Raw genomic sequence first — 7,470 nt, forward strand, 5'->3', positions numbered from 1 at the left:
CGTGATGGCGGCGTAACATCAATGTCCACGTGTGTGAGGGTCTTTTCCCCGCTGCTGTGACGCAAGGGGAACCAGGATTCCAAGGAAGCGGAAGTGATGGCCGATATTGCATCACGGTATATAAAGCGCGTATCATAATGATCCGCGTAATAGTTGAGGACCACTCTTTTTATGAGTGTCTCGAAGATATGCTCCAGATTATTATCCGGCTTTTCCAATATACCGATAGCGAGGTAGTCCGGATAGTGACGATAGCGTGGAACGTGGTACGTCAGGCCATGGGAAGACTCCATGAGGGGAGATACCAGGGGAATCGTGTGGTCCATGGCCTTCTTTAGGTCGTAGCTGTATCCTCCCCAGGTCACCGGCGTGAGACCCACGAGCAGGTCGCTCTGGATGATGGAAGCCGCGATCTCTCGATGGGGACCTGGCATCTTGCATATTCCCGGCGTTTTCAGCCAGCAGTCAAACTCCCCGCCACACGGTGGAATCTTCATATCGCTCAAATAATACGTCTTTACCGAATAGCCCTTTTGTTCGAGGAACGAGTTGAGCGTCCAGGTAAAGATGGAAGTTTCATTTTCGGCTGTTCCCACTAATACCGTCGCTTTCATAGCATCCTCCTAAGACAGCCTTCCGGCCATTTCCGGAAGTGAGCTATCAGTATAGGTCTTTTGTTTCGACGTTGTAAGCCCGGATCGAACTGCCTTCATTGCCGCCCGCATGAGCTTGAAAGGCGCAACCTTTGCGTCAACCTGATCGATGGTTCCCGCCATGTACAGGTTCAAGTCTTCTGAGTAATAGAGGAAGGAGCCGGTAGAGCCTGAATGGCCCCACAGGGGAGGCACTCCAAAGATTCTTGACGACAATGGCGGCATTTTGAACAGCATGGTGCCGTAGCCGTAACGAAGGGGAAAATGCCAGGAGCGCCAGTCATGCATCGCCTGCACTGTTTCGCCTCGAATGATGCGTCCCTCGTTGAGTGCTTTCAAGAACACGATCATCTCCTCCGCAGTGGAAACGATCCCTCCCTCTGCCCAGTAGGCCCCATTTGAGCGCGTTTTCGTGATATTCATATCTTTGTAGAATACATCCGCCGGATCAGATGAAGGGGCAAGCGGCTTCGAGCGGCCGATCATCCACGTGTGGGTAAGGCCGAGGGGACGGAAGAACAATTCGTCGAAAACGACGTGAAGCGGTTTCCCCGTTGCGGCTTCGATAATTTTTCCCAATAGCTGGAAATTCGTATCCGAATAAGATGTGCGAGTGCCCGGAGCGAAGTTAGGCCGTAAGTCCTTTCTGGCTCTCTCTATGGTCTCCTCCACGGTCCATGGACGTTCCGGCTGTTCTATGAATACTTCAAAGAGATTCTTCCCTCCTTTGGGTTTTTCATCGTAGTAGTCGGCTATACCCGAAGTGTGCGAGACAAGCTGCCTGATCGTGATTTTCGAAGAGTAGTCCGTTCCCTCATAAACATGGATACCACGGATGAGTTTGTCCGGCAGGTACTTGGACATCGGATCGTCAAGGGAAAGTGCGCCTGATTCGGAGAGGCGCATGATGGCGGTTGCGGTATAGAGCTTTGTGACGCTGGCGATATATATGGGGGTATCCTTTGTCATAGGCGCCTGCCCGTTTTGGTGCCCGATACCGGCGGCCCCGGACCAGTTGAGCGAGCCGTCGCCTTTTGCCACGGCCAGCACGCAGTTTCTCACCGATTTGTCGTTCAGGACAAAACCAGCGACCAAGGCCTCCAATTTCTGGTCTGTATTATCGAAAGACCGTCCGGAACATTGAGGTAGTGTCGTCAGCAATCCTATAGAGACCGCAACGATGGCAAATAATCTTGTTATCCCTTTAGAACTCAGCATAATTGTCCTCCTGATCTTTGGACACGACCGCTCTTTTCCCATTGTACAACCAAAGGCCGGAAAAGGCGAGATGGCAAGGTGCTTATATATTGGATTCCGTATGTCCTGGCTATTGTCAAATTTCATGGGATCACCTGACAGCCTTATCCGCAACAGCTAACGCGACACGCATTTCGCCCACCCTGCCGTTTTGCGTCCATGCGTTCTTGTTTATGATCGTCTGAACCCCGTAGGGCACCAACGCTATTGCCATAAGCGAGGAGGCAGAGAGACTCACAATTTCGGCCCCATCAGGGGTGCAGAGCAACAGCATGCCCATAAGGAACAGGGCGCTCTGCCACCGGGGGATCGTTCTTGTCCTGAGGAGCGCGATACACTGAATGGCAAACCCCAGAGGCATACAGACGATGCCCCACGTCATGACCATCCAACCCTTTCTCGAAAACATGGCCACGAGCCCCGGTATCATCTGAGCGAACTCCTGATCGGATACTGTGTCGACTGCGCTCATGGTGAGACAAAGTGCCCCCTTTAAAGTGGCGAGCATAAGCACGCCCCAGATCGCAAGCGCAGCGCCGATGAGACCGGCCCATGCGACAGACGTATCTTCCAGCTTCCTCATGAAGCGTAGGGCTACCGCCACGAGAAGGATCGTGCTGAATAGATCCAGCGCGTGACCCAGTTGCATGAGATCGGCATGGCGTGCCCTGAGTACCAGGGCCCGTGCAGAAAGCACATGGGGATTCAATAAATGCGGATGAAGAGCAAACGCCACTACGAAAAGGAGCGGGAACAGAATGAAGGCGAGACCCGTTCCGATGCGTTTAATGTTTTCCAAATCTGACAAGGTTGGCGCTGTTACCGTTTTCATCTTATTCTCCTTTCTCCCGGTTGGGAGGGATGAGGGCGAGTATTCGAAGGCACAGCACGAACCTATGCCCCCCATCTTCATGCAACTGTAGAACCTTTGATGTCGACCACGGCCAAGAAATACTTTCATCTGGCCCTCGTATACGCGAGGAGATACGAATAACTCCTCAGCCACATAATGCCGGTGCCAAGGCCGGAAACGAGAAGCATGAACACCACAAAGGTGATTCCTTTAACCCTTGCCGGGTCCGTGGCTCTCATGAATCCGTAATAGTATTGGGCGCCGAAGAAGAAAAGGAACAGAAAAAAGCTCAGGACAGATCCTGGTATTTGAAGATGGCGCCCCTTTTTATCTGCGACAAGAACAAACCTGCGGCTTTCCAGCCAACCGATGATAATCCCCGTACCGATGGCCAGGCCCCACGGTAATATGTAAAGGACATGGTCTCCGATGCGACCGATAAGCGTATAAAGCGACAAAAGCGTGAATATACAGGGAGGGATAAGCAATCTGAACATAGGTACGCGACGTGGTCTGGTGGCTTTGATGCCTGCGTACAGGACGTAAACGAATGCAAGAAAAACCCACCATGGGGTATGTTTGAGAATTCCGATAAAAGTTTCCATGTATTCCTCCTTTTGTGACCTGACGAGGTCAGATCAGTAGTTGATCCCGGTCTTCGTTGCGCTTAAATGCCATCCGTCTTTCCTGCTCTATCCACACGGAGTGATGAACCAGACCGAAAAGCTTGAGCGCCGAGACGAGCTGGAAGGCGAGCTGACTTCCGTCCGTCGCCGTCTCTGAGGTTTCCCATGTCAGATGGATTGCAAGATCAGTTTCGACAGTGGCGTCGCGATACATGCTCATCTCGAGCAGCCCCTCCGGTGAATCATTCACTTGAAAAGCCGACATGTCAGGCATCCTTTGCTTGTTTGAAGATCTTACATGAATGAGTTCTATCCATCTCATAACCGCCTCCTTTACTAAGATATAGATAAGGCAAGAAGGATGCCATAAACAATTGTCCATAAATATCAACGTGTTTCGTCCATCAGAGAGCCAAAATTACTAAATATCGCAGTATTTTGATTGTGGTATTTCGCAATTTCTAATTGCCAACAGACTGTTTCCATGATATGAGACAATTAAACAAGTCGAGAGAACAACTGCCATCGACATGGCCAACACTGATGCAATCATCTACTTGCAGACCCAGTCCAGAGCGTATCTTCATAGGAAACTACGGAAATTGGCGACTCCAAAGTACAGGCAAAAAACACGGCAAGCATATCCGATTTGCCATGGAGGTAAACATGACGACGCACGAGAAAGACATATTCCAGGAAGTGACCCTCAGGATATGCGGCAGTCTCGATCTTGAGACTGGCATGCGTAGCTGCATCGCATTTCTTCGCCAGGTCATGCCGGCCAAGTGGCTGAGCGTCCATCTCTGGCAGCCGGATCTCGGCGCTGCCAAAACCGTCTTTGTAGCCGACGAAGAAGGGGGTGAAACCGTGGATGTACTCCATCCCCTTTCTATAGAAGTCCGCGAGAAATTCCAGAAGTTCACATTCGGCGAACGGGTTCTCGTCGATCGTGCCGGCCTCGAGCCCGTAGCCGTACATATCGTCAATCGCCCATCGGCTGAGCCCGCTACGTGGTCGGTCGCCCAGTATTTTGTGCCGGCTGAATCATCCCTTATGCTTATGTTCTTGCGGAGCGGAGGCAGGCCTTTGGGAAGCATGGTCGTTTCGGTGGAAGGCTGCGACCGTTACACCGAGGAACACGCGAGACTTCTCGGGAACTTACATGAACCTTTTGCCATTGCCGTGTCCAACGCATTAGAGCATCAGGAGGTTCTCAGGCTTAAAGATATCATTGCCGACGACAACCGCTATCTCCACCGTGAGCTCTTTCGCCTGTCAGGGGACGAAATCGTTGGCTTGGAGTTCGGGCTGAGAGATGTAGCGGAATTGGTGGGACATGTCGCTCCCCTTGACAGCCCGGTGCTTGTCCGAGGAGAAACGGGGGTTGGAAAAGACGTGATCGCGAACGCATTGCATTATTCATCTTCCCGCAAGGACGGTCCGTTTATAAAAGTTAATTGCGGTGCAATTCCGGAGAGCCTCATTGACAGCGAGCTATTCGGCCACGAGAAGGGCTCTTTTACCGGGGCCATCGCCCAGAAACGGGGATGTTTCGAGAGGGCACATCACGGGACCATATTCCTTGACGAGATTGGTGAACTGCCTCCTGCCGCTCAGGTGAGACTGCTCAGGGTGCTGCAATACAAGGAGATTCAGCGAGTGGGTGGTACAGCCTCAATTCCCGTAGACATACGGATCATTACCGCTACACACCGCCCTCTTGAAGAGATGGTCAAGACGGGTAATTTCAGAGAAGACCTTTGGTTTCGGCTCAATGTCTTTCCGATAGTGATCCCCCCTCTGAGAGACAGGAAGGTTGATATCCCGGCGTTGACCCGTCACTTCCTCAGGAGGAGGTCGAAAGATCTTAAGCTTCCTGCTGCGCCCGTCCTCGCCCCCGGCGCCATTGATCAACTTATGGCATACGACTGGCCCGGCAACGTTCGTGAGCTCGAGAACGTGCTCGAACGCGCTCTCATTCTCAGCAAGGGAGAATCCCTCGTCTTTGATCGTATTCTCTCTCCCCCTCCGAAATATAGCGCCCGCCAGGATGGAGAAAAAGGTCTCCGGAGCCTCGATGACGTGATCTCCAGTCACATCATGCACGTCCTTGAGGAGGTCGGCGGAAAGGTACATGGCCCGGGAGGGGCGGCAGAGGTGCTCGGCATCAACGCGAGCACGCTCCGGAGCAAAATGAATAAGCTTGGTATCCAGTACGGAAGACAAACAGATATTTGACGTTCCTCTGGACCGAGACGAACAATTAAGACATGTCTCATGTTGCCCTTTCCTTATTCGGAAGAGGACAAGAAACTTAGAATAGATCAGTTCTCTAATGTCAGACAAAAACCCGACGACTGGCCAAGTCCAGTCTCCCCGAATGGTCGTGCTATTTAGTACGGTCTGAAATCACTTACGTCTGTTTATATAGACAGGGTGTGGATTACAGTCAAAAAGGGAGAATTTTGGCCTATAGCCGGGAACAGCGCACGTTTGTTGACACGCGCACATACCTTGCCTATACTTTTTAGGACATTAGTGAGTGCAGAGGCTTATCTCACATATCGAGGGAGGAAGACCAATGGAACATCATGAGACACACCGCTCTTTTGTGAGTTACATTGATCGCAGTCGAGAATACTATGCTGCCCAGGGCTATGCCAAAGCATACGCCTGGCCTCGCTACGATGAAGTACCATTTACCCGCCCGAGCAAACCCCTCGCCCAGTGTAAGGTGGGGTTGGTCACGACTGCGGGTAAACCGCGCGCCGAGGTGAAGACCGACATTCTGGGGTTTGGATTGGAGGCGCGGCATGCCTATGTCGAACCGATAAGTCCCCCACCTGCCCGTTTATTCACGGACGATCTTGGTTGGGACAAGCAGGCAACCCATACCGAGGATATCAATAGTTTTCTGCCTCTCGACCGCCTGCTCGAATGTGCTGCAGCTCGCGGAATCGGATCGGTCTCGCCCCGCTTCTACGGCATACCGTCGGATTATAGCCAGCGGAAAACGCTGCAAAGCCATGCGCCACAGATTCTTGAATGGTGCCGTGAGGACGGGGTCGATGTCCTGCTTCTTCCCGCCCTGTGACCTATTTGCCACCAGACCGTGAGTCTGGCCGCGAGACATTTAGAGGAGAATGGTATCCCTACGGTGATCATGGGTAGTGCGCGGGACATAGTTGAGGAATGCGGGGTTCCACGCTTCGTATTTACGGATTTTCCTCTGGGGAACCCTTGTGGCAAGCCCTGGGACACCGACATGCAGCGTTCGATTGTTGATACGGCACTTGTTCTGCTCGACCGGGCCTGGATGCCCCGCACCACCGTCCAGACACCGTACCAATGGGGAGACGATACGTGGCGTGAAGCGTTTTTCCGAGTAGACGAGAGCAATCGACAGCAACTTGCCCAGGCGGGCGAGGAACGCCGTCGACGTCAGACCGAGATCAAAACGGGTGCTAGCCCCTTAGCCACTGAAGGCAAGAAGTGAGAAGATCTGCCTTGAGGCAGCACTGGGAATATCTTTTGCCAATTTGACCTTTCCGGCATAAATCGGTCCAGTCCTCTCTGTTAGACTTTGGGCTGAGTTTTGTGTTTACTGATCTTAATCAACGAAAAAAGGAATATCTTTTCTGTGAAAAACGGAGGTTCTCGGCATCTGGCCGATTTTGCATTATGAAAAACGTACGCTCCCCTCCAGACTTCTTACGTCTTTTTCGGGTACCCCACCGTTTGCGAGAGAGTGATCCTCTGATCGGGTCTTAACTTCATCGCTACTGCAAGGCGGGGCCTGTCGATCATCGCACGAACTACCGTTGCGAGGCCCTCGGCCGCGCAGAACAGGTAGACGTTCTCACTGATGAAGCCCGTATGGGCGCCGGAATAGAACGCTTTCTCAACATCCGTACCGCTCAGTTTTGCATAGTCAGAAACGTAGACAAGGTTCACAGGCGCGTCCTTCACGTACGCCTGGGTGCCCGTAAGTGCCCGGATATCCTCGGTCATGATCCGTGTGAGCACGTTCCCTTTTGGGTCGTACAGATAAAGGCCCTCCGCGGTCGTTACATAGATATCG

The 7,470-nt window shown here is 52.4% G+C and carries 8 protein-coding genes; 2 read left to right on the top strand and 6 right to left on the bottom strand.

Annotated elements, in window-relative coordinates; genetic code table 11:
- From VMT62_08285 to VMT62_08305, 5 genes are all read right to left on the bottom strand, one after another.
- Positions 1-614: NAD(P)H-dependent oxidoreductase (locus tag VMT62_08285; GenBank protein ID HVN96412.1), on the bottom strand; the 614-nt coding region annotated here is incomplete at its 3' end.
- 9 nt (positions 615-623) lie between these two features.
- Positions 624-1,871, bottom strand: coding sequence for a serine hydrolase domain-containing protein (locus VMT62_08290; GenBank protein ID HVN96413.1), 1,248 nt, complete (start codon positions 1,869-1,871; stop codon positions 624-626).
- A 130-nt stretch (positions 1,872-2,001) separates the two neighbouring features.
- Positions 2,002-2,742, bottom strand: a complete 741-nt coding sequence (locus VMT62_08295; GenBank protein ID HVN96414.1) for a DUF4386 family protein — start codon at positions 2,740-2,742, stop codon at positions 2,002-2,004.
- Positions 2,743-2,867: 125 nt separating this feature from the next.
- Entirely contained in the window at positions 2,868-3,368 is a 501-nt protein-coding gene (locus VMT62_08300; protein ID HVN96415.1) for a hypothetical protein, read from the bottom strand.
- Between the two features lie 28 nt (positions 3,369-3,396).
- Entirely contained in the window at positions 3,397-3,711 is a 315-nt protein-coding gene (locus tag VMT62_08305) for a hypothetical protein (protein HVN96416.1), read from the bottom strand.
- Positions 3,712-4,055: 344 nt separating this feature from the next.
- On the opposite strand from VMT62_08305, the gene VMT62_08310 reads away from it, so the two are divergent.
- Both VMT62_08310 and VMT62_08315 read left to right on the top strand, forming a co-directional pair.
- Positions 4,056-5,627: a sigma 54-interacting transcriptional regulator gene (locus VMT62_08310; GenBank protein HVN96417.1), complete on the top strand. Its 1,572-nt coding sequence runs from the start codon at positions 4,056-4,058 to the stop codon at positions 5,625-5,627.
- Positions 5,628-5,970: 343 nt separating this feature from the next.
- On the top strand, positions 5,971-6,483 hold the full coding sequence (locus tag VMT62_08315) for a hypothetical protein (protein HVN96418.1): 513 nt from the start codon (positions 5,971-5,973) through the stop codon (positions 6,481-6,483).
- Positions 6,484-7,100: 617 nt separating this feature from the next.
- Here VMT62_08315 and VMT62_08320 read toward each other — a convergent pair.
- The coding region (locus tag VMT62_08320) for a nitroreductase family protein (protein ID HVN96419.1) at positions 7,101-7,470 on the bottom strand (370 nt) is incomplete at its 5' end.

Source organism: Syntrophorhabdaceae bacterium (assembly GCA_035541755.1).
Classification (GTDB): domain Bacteria; phylum Desulfobacterota; class Syntrophorhabdia; order Syntrophorhabdales; family Syntrophorhabdaceae; genus PNOF01.

Coding starts and splice junctions, on each gene's coding strand:
- VMT62_08300 (HVN96415.1), bottom strand. CDS start 3,368: ATGGAAACTTTTATCGGAATTCTCAAACATACCCCATGGTGGGTTTTT.
- VMT62_08310 (HVN96417.1), top strand. CDS start 4,056: ATGACGACGCACGAGAAAGACATATTCCAGGAAGTGACCCTCAGGATA.
- VMT62_08315 (HVN96418.1), top strand. CDS start 5,971: ATGGAACATCATGAGACACACCGCTCTTTTGTGAGTTACATTGATCGC.
- VMT62_08295 (HVN96414.1), bottom strand. CDS start 2,742: ATGAAAACGGTAACAGCGCCAACCTTGTCAGATTTGGAAAACATTAAA.
- VMT62_08305 (HVN96416.1), bottom strand. CDS start 3,711: ATGAGATGGATAGAACTCATTCATGTAAGATCTTCAAACAAGCAAAGG.
- VMT62_08290 (HVN96413.1), bottom strand. CDS start 1,871: ATGCTGAGTTCTAAAGGGATAACAAGATTATTTGCCATCGTTGCGGTC.